Source organism: Streptomyces sp. NBC_00400 (assembly GCF_036048035.1).
GTDB lineage: Bacteria > Actinomycetota > Actinomycetes > Streptomycetales > Streptomycetaceae > Streptomyces.
The window spans coordinates 7,596,691-7,618,521 of sequence record NZ_CP107940.1 but is presented as its reverse complement, the minus strand read 5'-3'; the positions used below and the strand labels follow the sequence as shown (position 1 = coordinate 7,618,521).

The window sequence follows — 21,831 nt, the reverse complement described above, 5'->3', positions numbered from 1 at the left end:
CTCAGGGAAACGGATGCGGGTAGGGATTGAGATCCTCGATGGTCACGGGCGGGTTACGGTCTCCGAGCAGACGCGGTACGTCGAAGAGCCGCGGCAGACCGTGCACCCTGCGCATCCCGTGACCGAACGTCATGGGTATCGCGCCCGGCACGATCACCTTGACGCAGGCGAGATCCGCGTGGCGGTGCTCCGAGGTCGTCTGGTCGACGACCAGCACGTCCAGGCCGGTCTCCAGGTAGCGCTCGACGACCTGGTCGACGTCCTGGGTGAGATCATCAGGAGAGATGCGGATGCTCGTCGCCGCCATTTCCTGCAAGGAGCGACGCTCCTGCGAGGCGAACAGGAATTGCAGCCGGGGGAAGACTTCCGGATCGGCGTACAGCAGAGAGTGATCACCCATCGTCTGGACCAGTCCCGAGTCCTTGGTCATCGCGGTGACATGTTCCCGGCGCTGTTCGTAGGAGCGGTCCACGCTCGCAAGGATCGGACCGAGTTCGCAGAGCGCATTCAGCACCGCCCGCTCGGGGTCGATGTGCGAACCCCCTGCACACACCGCCCTCGCCCGCACCGTCTCACCGGGACGGCCGACGGCGATGGCCCACACGCACGGGATGTTCTGCTCAACCGTGGCGTCCAGGAGCGTGATCGTCCGATCGTTCTCCTCTTCGAGGTGCGCCGCAAGCAACCGCACCCGCGGATCGCGGGCAGAGGCCAAGTCGATCACGGGCAGCGGTCGCTGCACGTACCACGCCATCAGGAAGGCATCCCGTTCGGCGACCTCGAGGAGACCGTAAAGAATCGCTTCCTCGATGCAGCCCCCCAGGGCACATCCATTTGATATCTCGTACGCGAGTCGCGGCTCATCCCGCTGCAGGACGTGCGCACCGTAGTACGCGTAGGTCTCAGGAACGAGGACCGAGCGCCGAAGGCGGAAGGAGTATGCCCACACCCAGCGCAGTTCGAGAGCGTCGTGGAACGGTGTGAACGGGAAGTCCGGATCGGCGTAGCTCTCGTCGCCGTGCAGGCCCAGTGAGACCGGGTCGACGGCCAGTTCGCGGACCTCTCGGTAGGAAGCGCGCACGGCCGTGCGTGTGCCGCCGGCCTGCAGTCCGCCCCACCGTTCGACCGCTTCCAGCACGGCGGTCACCGCGCTGACACGGTAACTTTCGCTGCGCCCCCAGCCCGCCTCGGTGCCTGAAGCGCCCCGCATCGCCAGCGGAGCCTTGGCGACCGGCAGCCCCCCCTCGTCGCCCGTCTGCACTTCGCTGACCAGCCCCGCCTCAGGGTCCACATAGGTGCTCAGGAGGGTCTCCCGGGCGTCGACGACGGCCCGCGTGCGGAAAGCACCGGGCGCAGGCTTGAGCCTCCGTGGCATGGACAGCACAGCGGCCTCGGCTGTGTCCTCCGGCAGTTCCCCACAGACCGGGCACAGCGGATCTGGCAGCACACGGTGCTTCCGGACGGTGAGATCGGCCAGCGACACCCGGAGGAAGGACGACGCCGTACGCGGCCCGGCTCCCTCCACGATGGCTGTGATCTCCTCATGTACCAGCGCGGCCACTGCGTCGGCGGCGAAGCTGGTCAGCGCGGACGACGGCCGGCTCGCCAGGGCATGTTGGTTCCGCCTGATCACCAGATCGCGTTCCGGATGGTTGCGGCTGCGGCGCAGCCGGGCGCACATCCAGCAGCCCGGCCTTCCCGGCCTGGTCAGCGGACCGATGACCACATGCCCCAGCTCTGTCGACACCGGCAGGACTGCTGCCGCGCCTTCCGGGCCCAGCGCAACAGAATCCTCCAGCCAGGCGTCCGCGACGACGACCACGGCAGTCGAGCCCTGTGCCGACCCATCCGTCGGCACGCAGCTGATCGGGGGATCGAGGGCCAGGTGCGTCGCGACGGCATCGCGTAGTCGGCCTGCGCCCTGGACGCTGACGAGCGGATGTGTGTCACTCATCGATCAGCACCACGTTTCCGGCATAGGGCGTGATCCGATTCATCGCCGGATCGTGATCCAGCGGAACCAGCACAGGAGTCTGGCCGGTCTGCCGCAGTGCCGTAACGGCATCGCCCAAGGACGCGTCCTGCGGTGGTGACCATTGCGCCGTGCTTTCCTGCACCCTGCGGCCGAGGGAGGGAAGCGGCTGCTGCGACTGCGCTGCCACAAGCACGGCCTCCAGGGAATCCCGGATGGCTTCGACCAGACGGAGTCTGCACGCCACCTCTACGGAAGCGCCGTTCATCATGACCGCCACAGTCGGCACGCCTGTCTGCCTGCTGAGGTCGATGAACCGGAGGTCGTGGCCGAGTGCGGTGAGCAGCCGGCGGTAGCGCCTGCTCACCGGGTCCCCGTCGATCACCTCTTGCCCGACCCGTGGCCCCGCCAACGCCGTTGGGTCCGCGAGCACGGTGGCGCGGCACTGCTCAAGGACGGCGACGCTCGTCATGCTCGTCCAGTCGAGGCCGAAGCCGAGCCCCATCGGCAGGATGCTGCCTTCGGACAGCACGGGGAACGCCGCGCGTGCGTCGACCAGGCACGGCTGGGCGTCGTCGAGACGGATTCCCCAGAGTCGGGCGTCGGCCTCCCCCGCCCGGATCAAACGGATGACGTCATCGGGTTCGTCAGGAAGGCGGCCACCGCTCCGGCTGCGCACGTGCAAGCGTCGAGGATCGACTGTCATGGCTCCGTACGTGGCGATGGCCTTCAGCGCAGTGCGGTGCCGTGCGGTGGCGAAGTCCGGACCAGAGGCGGTCACCGCCACCGGGCCGTCGGCCCAGGAGGGCGCAGCAACGAATGCGCGTGCCTGACGGAGGGGCAGCTGCGGCAATTCGTCCTCGGCCAGGCTTCGAATGGGCCCGAATTGCGCATCGATCGCCTGCACTGCTCGCGTGGAGAACTCTGTCTCGGTGCATCCCAGCCCACGCCGCAGTTCGCGCACGGTGCGGACGAAATCCACCCGGGACTGAGGCCGCACCGTTCCGAAGGAGAAGTGGGGCAGCACATCATGGCGACGTGTTTCCAGCGTCAGTGTGTCGAAGGAACAGATCCTCTGATCCCCGGGTGCGGCAGTGCCTGTGACACACCGGAACAGCCGGAACGCCATGTGGTTCGCGAGGACGCGCCCGGCAGCACCAGAGGGTGGCCCCGGCTCCGCCTCGAACTGCTTCCTGTCCTCGTCGCGCAGCCGCCGCCACACAGACATCCAGTCGGCGCTCGCACAGGGCCCGACCAGCACCTCCGACTCCGAGACCAGGCCTTGGACCAGCGGTACGCCACGGTGGGCGCAGGCCGCCGCGAGGACAGAAGCGTGCGACACACCAGTTGAATCGAAGACGTGCAGCGCGAAGTCGATGCCGCCGTGAACGATTGCGTGCACGGCGTCGTCCGACGCTGCACCGCCCTCGTCGAGGACCGTCTCCACCGTCGTCACACCACTGGCGGAAAGGGCCCTGACCACATGGGCAAGGAGCGGATCAGACCCGATCACCAGCGCTCTGCCGTTGCGGTAGCGGTGGAGGGCGGGGTGGGGGTCACCGGTGACGTGCTGCGTGAAGGCCGCGTCCGGTTCCGCACGCGCGGTGTGCGTCCGGCCCGGCCCGGCATCCTCCACCAGCCCTTGGCGGACAAGCGCATCCAGCAGCTCGACGATCAGGCGGCGGGTCCCCTCCGGCAGGCGCGCGGTGAGCTCGTCCACCGTGTGACGTCCGTTGAGCCGTGGCGCAAGCCTCTCCACCATGGTGGCGACGGACGGTTCCCTCATCCTCAGCAAGCCGGCGGGGGTCAGCCAGACCATGCCCTCGTCCACCGGCGTGAAATAGACGTCGTCCTTGAGCCGAGGTCTCATCCGGTGCTCTCTCTCCGCGCCGCGGGCAGGCTGCCCAGTGCGAATTCGCCGACACTGGTCTCCTCGAAATAGTCCAGCCCGGTTGCCGCGGCGAAGGCATCCGAGTCGCCCACCCCGAGCGCACAGGGCGCCAGCCGCATGGCTGTCGCCGCGAGATACATGCTCTGGTACAGCACGCCCACATGCTTGAGCGTCAGCGCGTAGGCCATCGCCTGGTACTTCCACGCCAGGCGACCGAACCTCGAAGCGATGACCAGCAGCACCTGCGGTGTGGCTTCCCCGGTCATCCCCGCTGCTGACGCCTTCATCAGCCAGCGCAGCGTTGTCGCCGACGCCGGGACCGGGCACAGTCGGTGGCCCTGCGGGGCATAGTGGTACAGGCCGGCGTCCAGACCACGGACGTTACGGACCAGTGGGTACAGCTCCAGCTCATAGCCGGCGCCGCCCCCGGGATACGGCCGACTGGAGACGTCCAGTCCCTCGGCGTCGCTACCCGTCGCCCGCACCCGTGCCGTGCGGAAGAGGAACTCGCCCAACTCCCGGACGGAGAGCGGGTTGTCCTCGTCGTAGGTACGGATCGAACGCCGCTCTTCCATGACCTCAGCCAGGGCGGGGTCCTGGACGCGGAGTCTGTCCAGGGCGGGACGCGGCAACTCGATGCCCGCCTCCGGCCATCGCGGGTGCTGGCCCGGTGGCGCGTCGAACCTCCCCTTCGCCCAGTACGATGCGCCGAAGTCCCGCCCCATCCTGTGGTCGCCGCGCAGTCTGCTGCCATGGTGAAAGGCCAGTTCATGCGGGCTCCACTGGACGCTGCTGAGGGAGTTCGTCTCGGCCGCGGTCGCGAGAAAGCCGGTGTCGGCCAGTTCGCCGGTGAGCAGGCGTACGGCTTCCGCCGGCACGTCAGGTCGCACCTGCTGTGCCGCACCCGGATTCAGGACCGACTCGACGAGACGGCTGTCGTACAGGCGCACCTCCGCCCCAGCGGCCGGAGACCCCACCACGATCTCGTCACCGTCCCGGCGGACCGAGGCGAACCGGGACAGCCTGCGCGGCTCCGCGGGAGGCAGGGGCTTCCCGTGCGCTACCAGCGGCCGACTGCTGAACAGCGGACGGTCTCCGCAGACAACGGTGCTGATCAGCCAACCGCCCGAGGACAGGATGGCGAGCAGTTCCTCGGCCTGATCTCGGGGGCAGCGTTCGGTAAGCCCCTCGGCCGACCGATCACTGGACAACATCTGGAGCAGCGACCGCTGCTCGGCGGTCAGCCGTCCCATCGACTGGAGGTGCGGCCAGGCAGCCAAAGCCACCTCGCCGGATGCGGACCGCACACTGTGGACGCCACTTCTGAGCCGGTACAGGCGACACACATCCCCATGGCTCACGGCGACTCCCGCAGGATCGCAGCCCCTCGTAAGGACTCGCCGGGCGCGGGCAACCGCACCTCGGTGGCCGCGACGCCGAACAGGTCCTCGACGGTGTTCGCCGCAAGGTGGCACAGCAGGAACCGCTCCACCGGCGACAGCCCCAAGCGGGTCAACTGGAGATACGTGTAATTCAGAATCATCCGGTACTGGTCGAACCAGAGCTGGTCAACCGCTTCGCCGGCCGGCCGGGGATGGTTGTGGAAGGCGCTCTTGCGTGCCATCTCGGCGATCAGCTCGTCGTCCTCGGAGAACCGGCCCGCCCAGGGCGGGTCCATGGAAAGCTCACCGGCCGTCATCAGCGCAGCCCCGCGTTGCAGAAAGGGAGCTGCTTCCTGCACCCAGCGGCCCACCAAGCCTCGCGACTCCGTCGGCGGCTCAACTGCCCGCATGACGTGACGCACACGTTCGGCGAGCTTCCCGGCGTGAACGGTGTAGTGCCGGTCCCATGCCTGCCGCAGCCCCTCAGCTTCCGGCCACCAGGACAGGAAGGCTTCCGCATGCGACCGGAAGGATACGAAACCGCGCTGCAGCCCGACGCCGGACAATGCATGTGCCGTGGCGATCATGGTGTCGAAGGCCAATCCGGCCAACGGGCTGCCACGACGGCGCGTGTGATCGAGCATCTCGAAGGCGAGTGGCGTGGTGGCGTCATAGAAGTCCGCGAGCAGCTCGGCGGCCTGCACACTGCCGAGAACGTGCAGCCGCTGGTCATGGTCGGCCTCGTGGAGGGAATTGTCCGCGCACAACGGACTGATCGGGCCCCGTTCGTCTTCGAGCTGGGCAAGACGTGTGTGCTGGGACTCCAAGGCGACGGTGTCGATCACTGCGGTTGACGGATGCTCGGCCAGATATGGCCTGATCACCTCGTCCAGTGCAGGCAGCACGGTCGTCGCAAAGCCTTCGGGCTCAGCGTTCACATTGATACGGACGTGCGGGCCGCGCAACCAGTGCAAGAGGTAGTGGGCACCGGACACCTCCGGCGCTATCCGGTGCAAGAAAGGGCGGACGGCGTCCAGCAGTAACCCGTTCTTGTCATGGTCGTAGTAGTGGACGTGGAAGCTCCGCCACATCATGCCCCCTGGTAAACGGCAGAATCGGTGACCGCACGGGCTGCCAGATAACGCAGCGCGCCCTCGGAGTCGATGCGCACCCCAACGCGATTGGCGAAGAGGTGCGCGCACAGGTCCGCCGCTGACTCGGCCGACGGCGCTTCCGCATCAGCTCCCAGCGCGTCCACCACACCCCGGACGGATGACGCCCACCGCTTCAGACTGCTGCCGTCCGGCATGTGAGGCCATGCGCGGGCGACCTTGTGCATGGTCGCGGCGAGGGTCAGCAATCGCTCACGCCGGCGGAGAAACCGGGCGTCCGACGCCGCCATCGCATCCGCTGCACCGAGCTCGCGCCGTGCGGACGCTTTGGCGAGCTGCCGTCCTGCCAGCTCGCGAACGTCATCAGCACCGAGGAACCAAGCCAGCAACAAATGGCACAGGGCGGCCAGTTCACGCTTGTCGGTGCCGTCCTCCCCCCGCAAAAGGTCCAATGCGAGCTCGCTCGATGTGCTGAAGTGCTCCTCCACCAGTTGCAGCGTCGCGCCCTGACCGTAGCGGTGCTGCTCAGGAACGTAGGGCAGGAAGTGCACGGAATTGTTGGCGTACATGCGCTCCGTGGGCCGCACACCCTCCCACGCCCCGATCTCGCGGGCGGAGTGCAGGTATTCCTCCTGACTGAGCACGTCGGGGGCCGGGCTGTGCGCGAAGTACGCGGTGGCACGCTGCTCGATCAGGCCGCGCACTACGGGGGCAGCCTCCTGGCAGGAGGGCAGCACGCGCAGCCGGACGTGTGGCCCCCCGTCCCAGTACCGGAGAAAGAACCCGCGGTTCGCCAACCGCTGCTCGCGCAGTTCGTCGAGCAAGGGGTCTACCAGGCCGGTCAGCACGCGATCGAGGTTGCCCTGGGAGAAGAGATGCGCACTCACCCAGCAAGAGTCGCCGCCCGCTCGGAGTTCGCGGCGCATCAGGAGCCCTCCGCGGTCAGTTCGACAACGAACTCGGCGACTCTGGGCACGCCGCACTCGAACGGGGACGGTGCCGAAGGATCGGGCAGAGCCTCCTCGAAGCCGACTCTGCCGCTGAACCCCTTGGTCATGTTCCTCAAGACGGCCACCATCGACAGGCTGGCGAAGTCGAGGAACATGGGCTTTCTGGACTTCACGAACACCCGGCTCACCCAGTCACCATCTGTCGCATACAAGCGGACGAAGCAGCGCCGGGGTATCCCATGGGCACGGAGCCATTCCGCCAAGCGCAGCAGATATGCGCCGTCCGGTTCGCCGGTGCGCTCCTGTGGTACGCACGCGATCGGGGCCGACCATTCGGCCCGCTGCACGACGGCCCTGCCCACCTCGACCCGGGGTTGGAAAGAGACGTCCGAGGGCTCGGAGACCTCTCGGGGCTTGAGCAGCGAAAGGCTCGGGTGCAGCAGATAGGACTGCCCGAACGCCGCGAACAGCAAGCGGGCCGCAGGCGGCAGCAACGGATCAGCCATCATACCCAGATGCGCGGCTTGCACCCGCCGGCCCTTGGAACGCGACCACAATTCGAGCCTCGCACCCGACGCCACATGCCGCACGAGGAGATCGTTGAGGGGGATCCGCTGATCCTCGGGGCGGGTGCTGGTGGTGTACGGGTAGTCGAGTTCATACGGGGCAGCTGGCCTCCGCAGGTTCACGGACACGCCGAAGGTGCCGGACATCTCGGCGAGAAGCGGAGACTGCGCGTCGTGGTCAGGGCGTGGCGCGGCATCGATGCACCCGCCGGCCTGGTCCAGCAAGCGCAACCATCGCCCCCGCCCCTTCCCGTATCCGCCGCTGATGGTGTTCACCACGGCTTTCAGCTCGCCGTTCACGGTGTACGGCTGTAAGTAGCAGGCGATCGATCCCGGCGTGCGGACCCAGTCAGGCCACTGAGATGACAGTTCCGTCAAGGCCGCGGGGTCGGTGCGCAGGACACCGTCTTCCTGTCGGTCGCCCGACAGCACGGTTTCCAGGGACTCGCGACGCAGTCGGTGCAGCCGATTCAATGGCGGCACCGGGCTCCGCTCCAGCTCGTCAGCCGGGACCGGATTACTGAGCTGAAGGAAGGGACGCAACGGGAGCAACCAGTCCGGGCAGTCCGCGTCCTCGCGTGCGAGGTCGGCCTGCACCCCCGCATGCAAGGCAAGGAACGGAACGCTTGCTCCGGTGCCGAAGCGGTGTCGGGCATAGGCGGTGAGCGCGATGCGGACCGGCAGCATGCGATCGTGCAGGGCAAGCCAGCGGCGCAGCACGTCAAGGTCATCCAGCACCGGCCGCCATTGAGGAGCCGAGCAGGTGATGTCGCCCCCGATGCGGACAGCGTTTTCGTGAAAGGCGACCTTGCGCAGAACGTCAGCCTTCGGCCAGTCGAGCCCCAATTCCTGCCCGATGTCGGCGACCAGGGAGGAGATCGCGCGCTGTTGCTCCCGGTACGGGGCAACGGCCGTCGGTGAGGGGTCCTCGTGAAGTCTCTCGCGCAGGGACACCAGCAAGGGCGTGACCGTCCGATGCTGGTCCGACGCCGTGGTACCGAGGAACCGGACGAGGTCGTCCAGCGGCCTCTCCGACTGGTCCGGCACCGGCGATTCGTACTCCAAGACGCCGATCCGGACAAGCTGTGCGCAGAACGCTGCTGCCGCCGCCGACTGCTGCGGGGTGCGTGCAGCCAGTGTGCTGTGCAGATGCTTCACTGTGCATCCGTCGCCGACGATCCTTAGACACTCCCGGACTTCCCGGGATGCGGGTATGGCCACCAACGACTCCGCCGGTCTTCGGCCGAGGAAGGTGTACCGGCCGTCGCATTCGTTCAGGCTGGGATTCGGCCGGATCCGCAAGGCGTCGCTCGACTTCCCGTCAGCGAGAAGGGAATGGACGGTCTGCTCCAAGACCATACGGTCCAGTTCGAGTACGCAGCGCAGCTCGTCGCTACCCGATGAGGAGAAGAGCGGCCCGGTGTCGGCCCAGGTTCCAGCGGCCGTTGCGGTGAAGGTGCTGTACGGACTGGTCTTGGTCGCCGCTCGGGATAGGAACTTCGTCAATCCGATCGCCGTGCGCCGCCGCAGCTTCGGTTGTGCGGCGAGTTCGAGGCGCAGCAACTCGTCCAGCAGGGCGGGACTGGCCTGAGATAGGGCATGTCGGAACACTGGGTCATTGGCTGCTTTGAGGAGGATCCTCGTTTCGTCATGCGTTTCCTGCTCTACGGCCAAAAAGAGTTCTTCCAGGGCCGATTCGCGTTGACCCATGCGTATCAGCCACTGTTCGACTTGAGACACCACTTCACCAGAGAGGGCACTCGCGACGTTCGCACCCCATTCACCTTTGGCGGGAAAGCGTCGTTGATGGACGCAGCGCCTCAATGCCACCAGGCGGGGTTTCGATGCGGAGTTGGCAAGCCCACCGATTTCGGAATACAGCGCGCCCTTCAGGGTTTCGGCGTCGGCATTCAATGCCTCGTCCAGCGCCTGAATCTCTTCGACCAGCCCCCAGGAACGCCGCTGAGTCAATTCTTCCAGCACCGATACGGGGAGCCCGCAGAAGCGCACGAAAAAGGATTCCCCGACGGAGTATGAAGTCACGCATCATCCTTGCCTGAAGCCCGCCCATGCCCAGAATCTTCACGCCGCGGGACGCCCGTGCCGCCGAACTGCCACGGGGCGCCAACGGCAGGCGCCAGAACGGTGGCCGTCCTGACGCCCGCCCTTTTGGCTACGGCAGCGACGAACAGGAGCTTCCGCAACTCGGCGACGAAGCGCCGTTCTCGACCAGCCCATGACCGCTGGTCAACGACTCCACCGTGAGCCCACGGTCAGCCAGCTCGAATACATCCGAAGGGATGTCATCGATATCGAAATCGAACTCGGTGCTTTCCACCTACGACTCCTTCCGTAACGGGAATAGAAATTACCACCGAATGAAGGCAGTAATACTGGCAAGGAGCGTCAGCCAAGTCTTGCCGACCCTCGATGTGTCGCAGGCAATGACGCTAACAGCATCCGATGACCAATGCCACCGGTCCAAGAATGTGGTGATGCAGGTTCCGGTCAAGGAGGGAAGGCTGCTTTTGCGGAACTATTGATTCCGATATTACGCGACAGGCAGGCATCGACCACGCGCTGTCGCCGAGGGCTGCATCTCGTCGTGTCACACCGGTTTCTGAATGCGTCTGAACAACGCGTCTGCCGGTATGGAATCAGGCCATGCGGGTGGCGGCGTTAAATGGTGCCGGTCGGGTGGAGCGAGTGCGCGGCAAAGGCCGTCGGGTTCAGCTCCGGTACGGCGCAGTGGGGACCGGAACCGGGCGGGAGGCGAAAGGGTGACAGGTGAGCCGGCAGAGGACGAAGGTGTGGTCCGCGGCGAGCGCAGGAGCCCGGTGCACGCGGCCCCTCAGCGGCCCTCGGTTCGATGAACAGCTCAGGCGCGCGTCTCCTCCAGGCAGTCCGTGACCCACTGGTGGAAGGCGCCGATGTGGTGCTCGCTGGGCACCAGTACCCCGCCGGTGCGGTAGGCGCGCGAGCTCATCGCGGGCTGGGTGCGCTCGCAGGCGTCGAAGTCCTGGGAGTTGACCCGGTGGAAGAGCTCGACGGACTTGGAGAGGTCGGCGCCGGAGTCGACGACCTCGGGCAGATACAGCCAGTCGCACTCGACGACGGTGCGGTCGGGGGCCATCGGGAACATCCGGTGGACGATGACATGGTCCGGGACGAGGTTGACGAACACCTGCGGCCGGACGGTGATCGCGTAGTAGCGGCGGTCCTGGGTGTCCTCGATACCGGGGAGCCGGCCGAAGCCCTCGGTGCCGTCCACGGTGAATCCGGTGGTCTCCTCGGAGAAGGCCGCGCCGTGGCCGACGTAGTACTGGGCGGCGAATCCGTCGGCGAACTCCGGGAGAACGTCGGTGAGTTCGGGGTGGATGGTGCCGCAGTGGTAGCACTCCATGAAGTTCTCGATGATGAGCTTCCAGTTGGCGTGCACGTCATAGGTGAAGCGCCTGCCGAGGGCGAGCCCTTCGGTGCGGTAGCGGTCGAGACAGGCGGCGTCGCCCAGCCGCTCGACGGCCGCGCCGATCACGGTGTCCTCGAAGGACGGCGGCTCGTCGGCCAGGCACACCCAGGCGTAGCCGAGCCATTCGCGGAGCGGGACGGTGACCAGAGAGCGTTCGCCGCGGTCGATGTCCGGCATCCTCTGCAGGTTGGGGGCGGCCACCAGGCGGCCGTCGAGGTCGTAGGTCCAGGCGTGGTACGGGCACTGGAGGTTGCGGCGGACCTCGCCGGACTCCTCGGTGCACAGCTGCGCGCCTCGGTGCCGGCAGATGTTGAGGAAGGCGCGCAGCTCTCCGGCGCGGTTACGGGTGATCAGGACGCTCTCCCGGCCGATGGAGACCGTACGGAAGGCGCCGGGCTTTCCCAGGTCGGCGCTGCGGACCGCGCAGAACCACAACCGCTCGAAGATCTTCTCCTGCTCCTGGCGGAAGATGCCGGGGTCGGTGTAGTAAGGGCCGGCGAGGGTGGCGATCAGACTCGGGGAGGCACCGGCCGCGGGCGAAGTGGCCGCGGCCGGGGCGGTCTCGGTGTGGGTGGTCGTCATGGCGGTCTCCTCAAGCGCCCGCGGCGGCGGGCCGGCGGGGGTCGAACAGCTCGATGGGGTGCGCGGTGGCCCCGGTCAGCGCGAGGTCGGCGACGATCTCGCCGACCACGGGGACGAACTTGAAGCCGTGTCCGGAGAATCCGCAGGCGACGGTCACGGTCTCCGGGTGGGCGGGGTGCCGGGTGATCACGAAGTGCTCGTCGGGAGTGTTGGAGTACATGCAGGTGGCGGCCTTGAGGAAGCGGCCGGGGAGGGCGGGGATGCGGGGGCGCATCTGGTCGGCCATGGCCCGTACCTCGTGGTCGTGCACCGTGCGTTCGATGGTCTCCGGAGTGCAGACGGTGCCCTTGCGGAAGAACGCGACCTTGGCGCCGCCCCCGGGGCCGTCGATCGACGGGAAGCCGTAGACCTGCACGCCCCGGTCGTCCTCCCAGATGTAGACCGGGTGCCGTTCGGGGACGAAGGGCGCGGTGCCGCCGTCGGGGGCGAACCAGTACATGACCTGCCGTTCGATGGTGAACGGCACGCCCAGGTCGGTGAGCAGCTGGGGTGCCCAGGCTCCCGGGCAGATCACCAACTGGCCCGCGGTGTAGGTGTCTTCGGGGGTGTGGACGCGGACCCCGGAACCGCCGGGCAGCTCCTCCCAGCGGGTGACGGGTTCCTCGAAGTGCAGCTCGGCACCGTCCCGGCCGGCCAGCTGGATCTGCGCGGCGACGGTGTACTCCGGCCGGACCAGGCCCGCCCGTGCCTCGTACAGCGCGACCTCGTCCCCGGCGGGGGTGAGGGTCGGGAAGCGGCGGCGGATCTCCTCGGGGCCAAGCATCTCGTGCGGGAGATCCCACTGGCGGGCGGATGCCAGACTGCCGGCGACGGTGCGGCTGTCGGGGCGGCCGATCATCACCCCGCCGCAGAGGGTGGCGATCTCGCGGCCGGTCTCCCGCTCCAGCTTCTCGTACAGCTCGTAGGAGCGCAGCAGCAGCGGTACGTAGGCGGGGTCCTCGAAGTAGGACTGCCGGGTGATACGGGAACCACCGTGGCTGGAGCCGCGGTGGTGCACCGGGCCGAACTTCTCCAGGCCCAGGACCCGGGCACCGCGGGCGGCGAGATGGTGGGCGGCGGCGCTGCCCATGCCGCCGAGGCCGAGGACGATGACGTCGTAGGTGGGAGCCATGCGGTTGCTCCTTCTGCGTACGGGGGACGAGCGGATCACCGGTGGACCAACGGAGGACGGCTACCTGCGGATGCGTTCCATCTGCGGGTCGAAGAGGGGTTCCCGGGCGACGGTCGCGGGGATCTTCCGGCCGAAGTACTCGATGTGGACGGGGGTGCCGGGTGCTGCCGCGGCGGCCGGCAGCCAGGCGTAGGCGATGGCCCGGCCGAGGGTGTAGCCGTAGGCGGCGGAGGTGACATAGCCGGCCGGGAGGCCGGTGGGGGCACCTCCCGTTCGAGCGGAGTCGGGAGTGGGGGCGTAGACCGGTTCCTTGCCGAGGACGACGGCCTCGGGGTCGTCGAGGGTGAGGCAGCTGAGCTTGCGCGCCGCGGTCTCCTCGCTGCGGCCCTCGAGTGCGTCGCGGCCGAGGAAGTCGCCCTTGGCGGGGCGGACGGCGAAGCCGACACCGGCCTCGTACGGGTCGTGCTCGGTGGTCATGTCATGGCCCCAGGAGCGGTAACCCTTCTCCAGCCGGAGACTGTTGAAGGCGCTGCGGCCGGCGGCGATCACCCCGTGCTCCCGGCCGGCCTCCCAGAGCGTGTCCCACAGGCGCAGTCCCAGGTCGGCGGTGGTGTACAGCTCCCAGCCGAGCTCGCCGACATAGCTGAGCCGCATCGCGGTGACCGGGACGTGTCCGAGATGGGTCTGCCTGGCCCTGAAGTAGCCGAAGGCCTCGTGGGAGAAGTCGTCGCGGGTGAGTGGCTGGACCAGGTCGCGGGCGAGCGGGCCCCAGACGCCGATGCAGCAGGTGCCGGAGGTGATGTCGCGGACCTGCACTCCCTCGTCGGGAGCGTGCCGCAGCAGCCAGTCGAGGTCGGATGCGCTGTTGGCGCCGACCTGGAAGCGGTCGGGGGCCAGCCGGGCGACGGTGAGGTCGGAGCGGATGCCGCCGGTCTCGTCCAGGAGCAGGGTGTAGGTGACCGCGCCCGGCTTCTTCGCGAGGTTGTTGCTGGTCATGCGCTGGAGGAAGGCGAGGGCGCCGGGCCCGGTGACCTCCAGCCTGCGCAGCGGGGTCATGTCGTACAGGGCGACCCTTTCGCGGGTGGCCCTGGCCTCGGCGGCGGCGATCGGCGACCAGTAGCGGGCGGACCAGGCGTCGCGCTCGGGGAGGGTCAGCCCCTCGGTGAGCGGGGCGTTGGCCTCGTACCAGTGCGGGCGCTCCCAGCCACCGGCCTCCAGGAAGTACGCGCCGAGCTCCTGCTGCCGTGGGTAGAAGGGGCTGGTGCGCAGCGGCCGCGGCTGCTCCATGGGCTGCAGCGGGTGGATGACGTCATAGACCTCGATGAAGCTCTGGGCGCCGCGGTCGGCGACGTAGGCGGGCGAGCGCTGGGCGTCCTCGAATCGGTAGAGGTCGCACTCATGAATGTCGATTCCCGGCCGGCCGTCCGTCATCCACTCGGCGACGGCCTTGGCGACGCCCGCCGAGTGGGTGACCCAGACCGCCTCGGCGAGCCAGAATCCGCGCAGTTCACGGGATTCGCCGAGGACCGGCATGCCGTCGGGGGTGAAGGAGAAGACGCCGTTGAAGCCCTCGGCCACCCGCGAGGCGCCCAGGGCGGGCAGCAGTCCGACGCTGTCCTGCCAGCTCGGGGCGAAGTCGTCCTCGGTGAAGGGCAGCGAGGACGGCATCACGGGAACTTCGTCGAAGGCGGGGACGGTGAAGGGGTCGACGGGCATCGGACGGTGGGCGTAGGAGCCGATGCCGAGCCGGTCGTGGTGCTCGCGGAAGTAGAGGTCACGGTCCTGGAAGCGCAGGATCGGCTTGCTCGCCTCGCTACGGGGGGCGTTGACGCCGTCGAGCTCGGGCAGCGGCTCGGTGGTGGCGTACTGGTGGGCCAGCGGCAGCAGCGGTACGTCTACACCGGCCATCGCGCCGATCACCGGGCCCCAGAAGCCGGCGGCCGAGACGACATGGTCGGCGGGGAAGGTGCCGCGGTCGGTGACGACGCCGGTGACGCGGCCGTCCTCCCGCTCGATGCCGGTGACGGTGTGCCGCTCCAGGAAGCGGGCGCCGCGGCTCTCGGCCCGGGCGATCTGGGCGCGGCAGGCGAGCACCGCGCGGGCCAGTCCGTCGTCGGGGGTGTGGAAACCGCCGTGCAGCACGGTCTCGTCGAGCATCGGCCACAGCTCCTTGCACTGCTGCGGGGAGAGCAGTTCACCGCGTACGCCCCAGGAGGCGGCGAGTCCGGCCTTGCGGTGCAGATCGGCCCAGCGGGCCTCGGTGGTGGCGATCTCCAGGCCGCCGACGGGGTGGAAACAGGGCAGCCCGTCCACCTCCAGGGAGCCGAACTTCTCGACGGTGTAGGCGGCGAACTCGGTCATGGTCTTGGACGGGCCGGTCCGGAAGACCAGGCCGGGGGCGTGCGAGGTGGAGCCGCCGGGGGCCGGCAGCGGGCCCTGGTCGAGGACGGTGACCTCGGTCCAGCCGCGGGCGGTCAGCTCGTCGGCGAGCGAGCAGCCGACGATGCCGGCACCGATGACAACCACACGGGAACGGTGTGCGGGCGTGCGGGACATGACCCTCCTCCTGCTGGTCGGGGTGGTCGGCGGTGGGCGGTACGCCGTCAGATGACCACGACGGAGCGCAGTACCCGGCCGTCGCGCATCTTGTCGAACGCGGACTCCACCTCGTCCAGGGCGATCGTCTCGGTGACGAATCCGTCGAGGTCGAGCCGTCCGCTGAGGTAGCGGTCGATGAGCACGGGGAAGTCGCGGCTGGGCAGGCAGTCGCCGTACCAGGAGGACTTCAGGGCGCCGCCGCGCGCGAAGAGATCGATCAGCGGCAGGTCGATACGCATGTCCGGGTCGGGGACGCCGACCTGGACCAGGGTCCCGGCGAGGTCGCGCAGGTAGAACCCCTGCCGGTAGGTCTCGGGGCGGCCGACCGCGTCGATCACCACATCCGCGCCATGGCCGCCGGTCAGTTGGCGCACCGCCTCGATGGGGTCCGTGCCACGGGAGTTGACGGTGTGGGTGGCCCCGAAGCGGGTCGCGCCGTCCAGCTTCCGGTCGTCGATGTCGACCGCGATGACCCGGCGCGCCCCGGCGATCGACGCCCCGGCGATCGCCGCGTTGCCCACCCCGCCGCAGCCGATGACGGCGACGGTGTCCCCGCTGCCCACCGCGCCGGTGTGCACGGCCGCGCCGTACCCGGCCATCACTCCGCAGCCGATGAGACCGGCGGCTTCGGGGCGGGCGTGGGGGTCGACCTTGACCGCCTGTCCGGCGGCCACCAGGGTCTTCTCGGCGAACGCCCCGATGCCGAGCGCGGGGGCGAGCGGGGTGCCGTCCCGCAGCGTCATCGGCTGGCCGGCGTTGCCGGAGTCGAAGCAGTACCAGGGCCGCCCGCGGCGGCAGGACCGGCAGGTGCCGCAGGGCGCCCGCCAGGCGAGGACGACGTAGTCACCAGGGGCGAGGGCGGTCACGCCGGGGCCGACCGCCTCGATGACACCGGCCGCCTCATGGCCCAGCAGGAAGGGGAAATCGTCGTTGATCGCACCGTCCCGGTAGTGCAGATCGGTGTGGCAGACCCCGCATGCCTGTACGGCGACGAGCACTTCTCCGGGGCCGGGATCCGGCACCAGAATCGTCTGCAGCTCGACGGGTGCGCCTTGTTTCGCCGCGACGACGGCATGGACTTCGTGTGGCATGCCCTACCCCTCAGTGTTGCGCAGTGCACGACTGGTTGCGCGATGAGAGACATAGTGGGAACGCCGGATCGGCAGCGTCAAGAGGTACGGGCCGGCTCTCGGCAACGGACTTGCCGCGTCCCTGCGCACAGCCGGGAAGCCGGAACTCCGGCGTCGCCGCCCTCGTTCCGGCAATTCCCGGGAGTGCTTGACGCATCCGCCCACCATCGGGATTCTGTTGCGCATGGCGCTTCATCGTGCGCTCCGCGAAACTCGATGATTCCGAATGCACCAGGGGGTCCTGTGATTCCTGTCTGCCCTCTCGCCGACCTGCCGGCAGGCGAGTCCGTACGCATCGACACCGCACCGCCGATCGCCGTCTTCCACACCGACGGGCAGCTGTACGCGATCGACGACACCTGCACCCACCAGGACGCCTCGCTGGCGGACGGCTGGCTGGAAGGATGCCTGGTCGAATGCCCGCTGCACGCCGCCTCCTTCGACCTCCGCACCGGAGCGGCGACCTGCCTGCCCGCCCGCCGGGCCGTGCGCACCCATCCCGTGACCGTCCGGGACGGCATGATCTACGTCCATCACGCCGCCGAGGAGGGCACCGCCGCATGAAGTCGGTCGCTGTCATCGGGGCCTCGCTGGCGGGTCTGTACGCCGCGCGGGCCCTGCGTTCCCAGGGGTTCGACGGCCGCCTGGTGATCGTCGGGGACGAGTGTCACCGCCCGTACGACAGGCCACCGCTGTCCAAGGACTTCCTCACCGGCACCACCACCGACCAGGGTCAACTGGCCCTGGCCGACGCCGAGGAGATCGCCGAACTGGACGCCGAATGGCTGCTGGGCACCCGGGCCACCGGGCTCGACACCGGCGGGCGCACGGTCCTGCTCGACGGTGGCCGCTCCCTGACCACCGACGGCGTGGTCCTCGCCACCGGCGCCACCCCGCGCCTGCTGCCCGGCCCGATGCCCGCCGGGGCCCACACCCTGCGCACCCTCGACGACGCCCAGGCGCTCCGTGCGGATCTGTCCTCGCCGCCGGTCCGGGTCGTGGTGATCGGCGGCGGCTTCATCGGCGCCGAGGTCGCCTCGTCCTGCGCCGCCCTCGGCCATGACGTCACCGTGGTCGAGGCCGCCCCGCTCCCCCTCGTCCCCCAACTCGGCCATGCCATGGCCGAGATCTGCTCCGCCCTCCATGCGGACCACGGCGTCACCCTGCTCACCAGAACCGGTGTCGCCCGGCTGCACAGCGGCGGCACCGAAAACCGCGTCACCGCAGTCGAGCTGAGCGACGGCCGGCTGCTCCCCGCCGAGGTGGTCGTCATGGGCATCGGGGTGCGCCCCAACACCGACTGGCTCGCGGACTCCCCCCTGCCGCTCGACGACGGTGTGCTGTGCGACGCGGGCTGTGTCACCCCGCTGCCCGCCGTCGTGGCCGTCGGCGACGTCGCCCGGGTGAACGGCGTCCGCGCCGAGCACTGGACCAGCGCCACCGAACAAGCCGCCGTCGCCGCACAGAACCTGCTGGCCGGCAGCGCCGTCGCCACCCACCACAGCCTGCCGTACTTCTGGTCCGACCAGTACGGCGTACGCCTTCAGTTCGCCGGCCGCCTGCTGCCCACCGATACCCCGCGCATCCTCGAAGGCTCCCCCGACGACCGCAGCTTCCTCGCCTGTTACGAACGCGACGGGCGCACCACCGCGGTACTCGCCCTCAACCGCCCGCGCCCCTTCATGCGCCTGCGTCGCGAAATGGCGTTCACCGCCTGAACTCCGCCCCACGTTTTCGGCTTTCCCGCCGTGGTTGTTGCTCGCCGTTTGTCGCCCGCTGCGCGGTGCGCCCGCCGTTGCTCCCCCACTGCCTAAAGGGCGTGGGAGGTACCCCCAGCGGCGGGCTGGGTCCGCTGCGCGGGGCTGTGGGTGCGGTGACGGGCCTGCGGGGCCTGGTGTGTGGACTGCTTCGCTTTACGTCCACACACCAGGCCCCTCCGGCCCGTCCCCTCCCGTGGGTGGGGAAGTGGATGTGGGTGGGGGCGGGCCACGGTCGTGGCCGTTTTCCCGTGCCGACGAGGTGCACCGGACCACCCAGGTTCACCCCCACCGGCCTTCTTCCCCCACCCCCAACGGGAGGGGACGGGCCGGAGCGGGTGGGTGTCCGGACGTAAAGCGAAGCAGTCCGGACACCCACCCGCGCAGGCCCGTCACCGCACCCCGACAGCCCCGCGCAGCGGACCCGCCCCGCGCAGCGGACCCCGCCCGCCGCAGGCGCAACGGCGGAAAAGCCAAAAACGGGCGGAGGCAAAGCGCAGCGGACGGGCCCGCCGCCAGGCGCAACAAAGAGAAACCCCCACGGCGGGAGAGCCGAAAACGGCGCGTATCGGTCAGCTCCGCTGGGCAGCAGCGGCATCGACGGTCTGGGTGAGCAGGGTGGCGATGGTCATCGGGCCGACGCCGCCGGGGACCGGGGTGATCAGGGAGGCGCGGGTGCACGCCGAGTCGAAGTCCACATCACCGACGTTGCCGGGGTTCGAGCCGGCGTCGATCACGACGGCCCCGGGCTTGAGGTGTTCGCCGCGCAGGAACCGGGGCCGCCCCACGGCGGCGACCAGGACGTCGGCGTCCTGGGTGATCGACGCGAGGTCGGTGGTGCGGGAGTGGCAATAGGTGACCGTGGCGTTGCGGGCGAGCAGCAGCATCCCGACGGGCTTGCCGAGGATCGCACTGCGCCCGACCACGACGGCATGCCGGCCGGCCAGGTCGACGTCGTAGTGATCCAGGAGGCGGAGGATGCCGCCGGGCGTGCAGGAGGCGAAGCCGTCCAGGCCGAAGCTCATCGCGGCGAAGGAGCGGCAGGTGACGCCGTCGACGTCCTTCTCGGGGGCGATGGCCTCGAAGGCGGCGCGCTCGTCGATGTGCGGCCCGGCCGGGTGCTGGAGCAGGATGCCGTGGACGTCGGGGTCGTTCGACAGTGCGGTGATCGTGTCGACCAGTTCGGCGGTCGTGGTGGCGGCGGGGAGCGCGACGTGCCGGGAGCGGATCCCGGCCTTCTCGCAACGGGCGCGCTTCATGCGGACGTACGTCACCGAGGCGGGGTCATCGCCCACCAATACGGTGGCCAGACACGGGGACGTGCCGGTCTGCCGGGTGAGGTCCGCCGCGCGTTCCGCGGCCTGTCCGACGATACGGCGGGCCAGTGCGCTGCCGTCCATGAGGCGGGCGGTCGGGGTCATCGGTGCTCCTGAGCGTGGTGTCGGATCGCCCAGGCGCGCGGCACCGGCCAGAAGTGGCCGAGCCGCTCCCCGGTGGTACTCCACCCAAGCGCCAGTCACGGCTCGGCGCCCACTTTAATCGACGCCCTGACGCCGGGCGCCGGGGAGAGCGGGCCCGTCACACACCCCCTTGACCAGGGGCGGAGAGCGGCGGCGTGGGGGAGGTGGTGGCTTCCCACTGACTGAGGATGCCGTCCCAGTCGTGCTGGGCAGCGGTGATGGCATTGGCGTCCCAGGTGGCATGAGAGGCCTGTTGATACTGCTGATGCGGTGAGTGTTGCTGGTGATGCGGTGAGGGTTGCTGGTGCTGGTTCAGTGAGTGTTGCTGGTGCTGGTTCAGTGAGTGTTGCTGGTGCTGTTGTAGCTGTTGCTGTTGCGGGTGTTGCTGTACGTGTTGCGGGTGCTGTTGTGGATGCTCCTCGTACACCCGGTACTCCTGGTACTCCTGCTGGTCCCGGTAGTTCTGGTACGGCTGTTGCTTCCAGGGCTCCTGCTCGTAGGGCTCGCGCGGGGGTTGCTGCGGTCGCTCGCGCCAGGTCGAAGAAGTGCTCTCGTGCTGCGGGGCAGGCGGAAGATGGGCCAGCCGGCGGTGCCGGCCCGTGCGGTCCGGTGGCGGCGACTGCACCGGACGGCTCTCGGCGGCGAGCTGTTGTGCGCGTGCCACAAGGAGCCGGACATCGAGCCCGAGTTCGGTGGCAAGGGCGGTGAGGTCAACTCCGCTGTGCCAGCTGCTCATCAGGACCGCGTCCAGAGCCGGCGCCCAGGCCGGCTCGTGGGGCTGGGGGGCGTGGGGTGCGTTGGGGGCGGCAGCGGGCGGCGCCGTTGCCGGGCCCACGGGCTGCGGCGCGGGGGGCGTCGTGGACTGTGTCGTGGGGGGTGTCGCGAGAGGCGTGGCGGGAGGCGTGGCGGTCTGCTGGGCGGGGGGCTGCTCGCGCGTGGTCTGGGCGAGCAGGCTCTTGGCGACCGCGCGGGCGTCCTCCTTGCCCACCGTGCGGCGGGCCAGGCGTACTTCGCGCTCGTCCAGGCCGAGCAGCTCCGCCACCACCGCGTCGCTGCCCACGGTCACGGCGAAGGCGGCCAGGGTCCGCGAGCGGCGGGCCTCGGCCTCGTCGAGAAGTCCCTGCGTATGGCGGACCTCGTCATCGCTGCTGCAAAACGCCTGTGCGAGTACGGCATGGCGCTCCCACAACTCCCTCGGTTCCATGACTGCGACAACGTTTCCTCGCCCGGATTGGACTGCTTCCCGGCTATAGATCACTGCATAAGGTGATATTCGAGAGAGATACGCCCTTGCCTCCACGGCAGACGTACGGGCCGCGGTAAAAATACGCAGTGACCCCAGGGCGGAAGAATCGTTTCTACGGCCATGAGCGACCCCTCTTCCGGCACCGTCGCAGGCGGCACCGTCGCAGGCCATGGACGAACCCCCCTCCCCCGCACCGGGCAGATGCCGCGGTGGATCACCGCGGACATCCTCCGGCAGACACCGGTGTACGCCGGGCTGGTGAAGCAGTGGACGGAGCGCGCCGCCACCGTGCCCGGGGTTGCCGACCCGGAGTGGCAGCGGCTGGTCTCCTACCGCGCGCTGATGGAGGAGACCGAGACCGCCCTCACCGCCCTGCGGCCCCATCGCGCGCCCGATGTGCTTCCGGGGCCGAGGACGCAGGTCCCCGCGGCCCGTTCCGCCCGCCTGGACGCCGGAACCCGGCGTACGCCGGCGGCCCCGGCAGCCCGGTCTGAAACGCCGCCCCAGCCGGAGTACCGTTGAGTTGTCGAGGATTTCCCGCTGCC

At 69.1% G+C, this 21,831-nt stretch carries 16 protein-coding genes and 1 riboswitch; of the genes, 3 read left to right on the top strand and 13 right to left on the bottom strand.

Going from position 1 to position 21,831, the window contains the following annotated elements; genetic code table 11:
- Position 1: 1 nt before the first annotated feature.
- The 11 genes from OHS81_RS33530 to OHS81_RS33480 all read right to left on the bottom strand — a co-directional run bounded on the left by OHS81_RS33530 (position 2) and on the right by OHS81_RS33480 (position 16,784).
- Positions 2-1,954 (bottom strand): TOMM precursor leader peptide-binding protein, encoded by a 1,953-nt coding sequence (locus OHS81_RS33530; protein WP_328389533.1) that lies wholly within the window; start codon positions 1,952-1,954, stop codon positions 2-4.
- Positions 1,947-3,842, bottom strand: a complete 1,896-nt coding sequence (locus tag OHS81_RS33525; protein ID WP_328389531.1) for a hypothetical protein — start codon at positions 3,840-3,842, stop codon at positions 1,947-1,949. Before OHS81_RS33525 ends, OHS81_RS33530 begins: the two co-directional genes overlap by 8 nt.
- A complete protein-coding gene (locus OHS81_RS33520) occupies positions 3,839-5,143 on the bottom strand; it encodes a SagB/ThcOx family dehydrogenase (protein ID WP_328389529.1) in 1,305 nt (434 codons plus the stop codon). The genes OHS81_RS33525 and OHS81_RS33520 overlap by 4 nt, the downstream gene beginning before the upstream one ends.
- Positions 5,144-5,220: 77 nt before the next feature.
- The gene (locus OHS81_RS33515; RefSeq protein WP_328389527.1) at positions 5,221-6,339 is read right to left on the bottom strand and encodes a thiopeptide maturation pyridine synthase; all 1,119 of its coding nucleotides are present in this window, start codon (positions 6,337-6,339) and stop codon (positions 5,221-5,223) included.
- Positions 6,336-7,244: a thiopeptide-type bacteriocin biosynthesis protein gene (locus tag OHS81_RS33510; RefSeq protein ID WP_328389525.1), complete on the bottom strand. Its 909-nt coding sequence runs from the start codon at positions 7,242-7,244 to the stop codon at positions 6,336-6,338. The genes OHS81_RS33515 and OHS81_RS33510 overlap by 4 nt, the downstream gene beginning before the upstream one ends.
- Before the next feature lie 38 nt (positions 7,245-7,282).
- Positions 7,283-9,916, bottom strand: coding sequence for a lantibiotic dehydratase (locus OHS81_RS33505; RefSeq protein ID WP_328389523.1), 2,634 nt, complete (start codon positions 9,914-9,916; stop codon positions 7,283-7,285).
- A gap of 130 nt (positions 9,917-10,046) precedes the next feature.
- Complete coding sequence (locus tag OHS81_RS33500) at positions 10,047-10,211, bottom strand: thiomuracin/GE37468 family thiazolyl RiPP peptide (RefSeq protein ID WP_328389521.1); 165 nt, start codon at positions 10,209-10,211, stop codon at positions 10,047-10,049.
- Between the two features lie 540 nt (positions 10,212-10,751).
- Positions 10,752-11,924 carry an aromatic ring-hydroxylating oxygenase subunit alpha gene (locus OHS81_RS33495; protein ID WP_328389519.1) on the bottom strand — a complete coding sequence of 391 codons (1,173 nt, stop codon included), beginning with the start codon at positions 11,922-11,924 and terminating at the stop codon, positions 10,752-10,754.
- A gap of 10 nt (positions 11,925-11,934) precedes the next feature.
- Entirely contained in the window at positions 11,935-13,095 is a 1,161-nt protein-coding gene (solA, locus tag OHS81_RS33490; protein ID WP_328389517.1) for an N-methyl-L-tryptophan oxidase, read from the bottom strand.
- A 60-nt stretch (positions 13,096-13,155) separates the two neighbouring features.
- Positions 13,156-15,651, bottom strand: a complete 2,496-nt coding sequence (locus OHS81_RS33485) for a GcvT family protein (RefSeq protein ID WP_328389515.1) — start codon at positions 15,649-15,651, stop codon at positions 13,156-13,158.
- Between the two features lie 47 nt (positions 15,652-15,698).
- Positions 15,699-16,784 (bottom strand): S-(hydroxymethyl)mycothiol dehydrogenase, encoded by a 1,086-nt coding sequence (locus tag OHS81_RS33480; protein WP_328389513.1) that lies wholly within the window; start codon positions 16,782-16,784, stop codon positions 15,699-15,701.
- A gap of 282 nt (positions 16,785-17,066) precedes the next feature.
- Between OHS81_RS33480 and OHS81_RS33475 the strand changes: the two genes are divergently transcribed.
- Both OHS81_RS33475 and OHS81_RS33470 read left to right on the top strand, forming a co-directional pair.
- A complete protein-coding gene (locus tag OHS81_RS33475; protein WP_328389511.1) occupies positions 17,067-17,387 on the top strand; it encodes a bifunctional 3-phenylpropionate/cinnamic acid dioxygenase ferredoxin subunit in 321 nt (106 codons plus the stop codon).
- Positions 17,384-18,541: an NAD(P)/FAD-dependent oxidoreductase gene (locus OHS81_RS33470; RefSeq protein ID WP_328389509.1), complete on the top strand. Its 1,158-nt coding sequence runs from the start codon at positions 17,384-17,386 to the stop codon at positions 18,539-18,541. Before OHS81_RS33475 ends, OHS81_RS33470 begins: the two co-directional genes overlap by 4 nt.
- Positions 18,542-19,152: 611 nt before the next feature.
- Here OHS81_RS33470 and OHS81_RS33465 read toward each other — a convergent pair.
- A complete protein-coding gene (locus tag OHS81_RS33465; protein ID WP_328389508.1) occupies positions 19,153-20,001 on the bottom strand; it encodes a bifunctional 5,10-methylenetetrahydrofolate dehydrogenase/5,10-methenyltetrahydrofolate cyclohydrolase in 849 nt (282 codons plus the stop codon).
- Between the two features lie 20 nt (positions 20,002-20,021).
- A riboswitch (ZMP/ZTP riboswitch) is annotated at positions 20,022-20,110 on the bottom strand.
- A 48-nt stretch (positions 20,111-20,158) separates the two neighbouring features.
- Complete coding sequence (locus OHS81_RS33460) at positions 20,159-21,244, bottom strand: hypothetical protein (protein WP_328389506.1); 1,086 nt, start codon at positions 21,242-21,244, stop codon at positions 20,159-20,161.
- A 162-nt stretch (positions 21,245-21,406) separates the two neighbouring features.
- Here OHS81_RS33460 and OHS81_RS33455 point away from each other — a divergent pair, with 162 nt between their 5' ends.
- On the top strand, positions 21,407-21,808 hold the full coding sequence (locus OHS81_RS33455) for a hypothetical protein (protein ID WP_328389504.1): 402 nt from the start codon (positions 21,407-21,409) through the stop codon (positions 21,806-21,808).
- The last annotated feature ends 23 nt before the right edge of the window (positions 21,809-21,831 follow it).

Coding starts and splice junctions, on each gene's coding strand:
- OHS81_RS33530 (WP_328389533.1), bottom strand. CDS start 1,954: ATGAGTGACACACATCCGCTCGTCAGCGTCCAGGGCGCAGGCCGACTA.
- OHS81_RS33525 (WP_328389531.1), bottom strand. CDS start 3,842: ATGAGACCTCGGCTCAAGGACGACGTCTATTTCACGCCGGTGGACGAG.
- OHS81_RS33515 (WP_328389527.1), bottom strand. CDS start 6,339: ATGATGTGGCGGAGCTTCCACGTCCACTACTACGACCATGACAAGAAC.
- OHS81_RS33495 (WP_328389519.1), bottom strand. CDS start 11,924: ATGACGACCACCCACACCGAGACCGCCCCGGCCGCGGCCACTTCGCCC.
- solA (WP_328389517.1), bottom strand. CDS start 13,095: ATGGCTCCCACCTACGACGTCATCGTCCTCGGCCTCGGCGGCATGGGC.
- OHS81_RS33485 (WP_328389515.1), bottom strand. CDS start 15,651: ATGTCCCGCACGCCCGCACACCGTTCCCGTGTGGTTGTCATCGGTGCC.
- OHS81_RS33480 (WP_328389513.1), bottom strand. CDS start 16,784: ATGCCACACGAAGTCCATGCCGTCGTCGCGGCGAAACAAGGCGCACCC.
- OHS81_RS33470 (WP_328389509.1), top strand. CDS start 17,384: ATGAAGTCGGTCGCTGTCATCGGGGCCTCGCTGGCGGGTCTGTACGCC.
- OHS81_RS33465 (WP_328389508.1), bottom strand. CDS start 20,001: ATGACCCCGACCGCCCGCCTCATGGACGGCAGCGCACTGGCCCGCCGT.
- OHS81_RS33460 (WP_328389506.1), bottom strand. CDS start 21,244: ATGGAACCGAGGGAGTTGTGGGAGCGCCATGCCGTACTCGCACAGGCG.
- OHS81_RS33455 (WP_328389504.1), top strand. CDS start 21,407: ATGAGCGACCCCTCTTCCGGCACCGTCGCAGGCGGCACCGTCGCAGGC.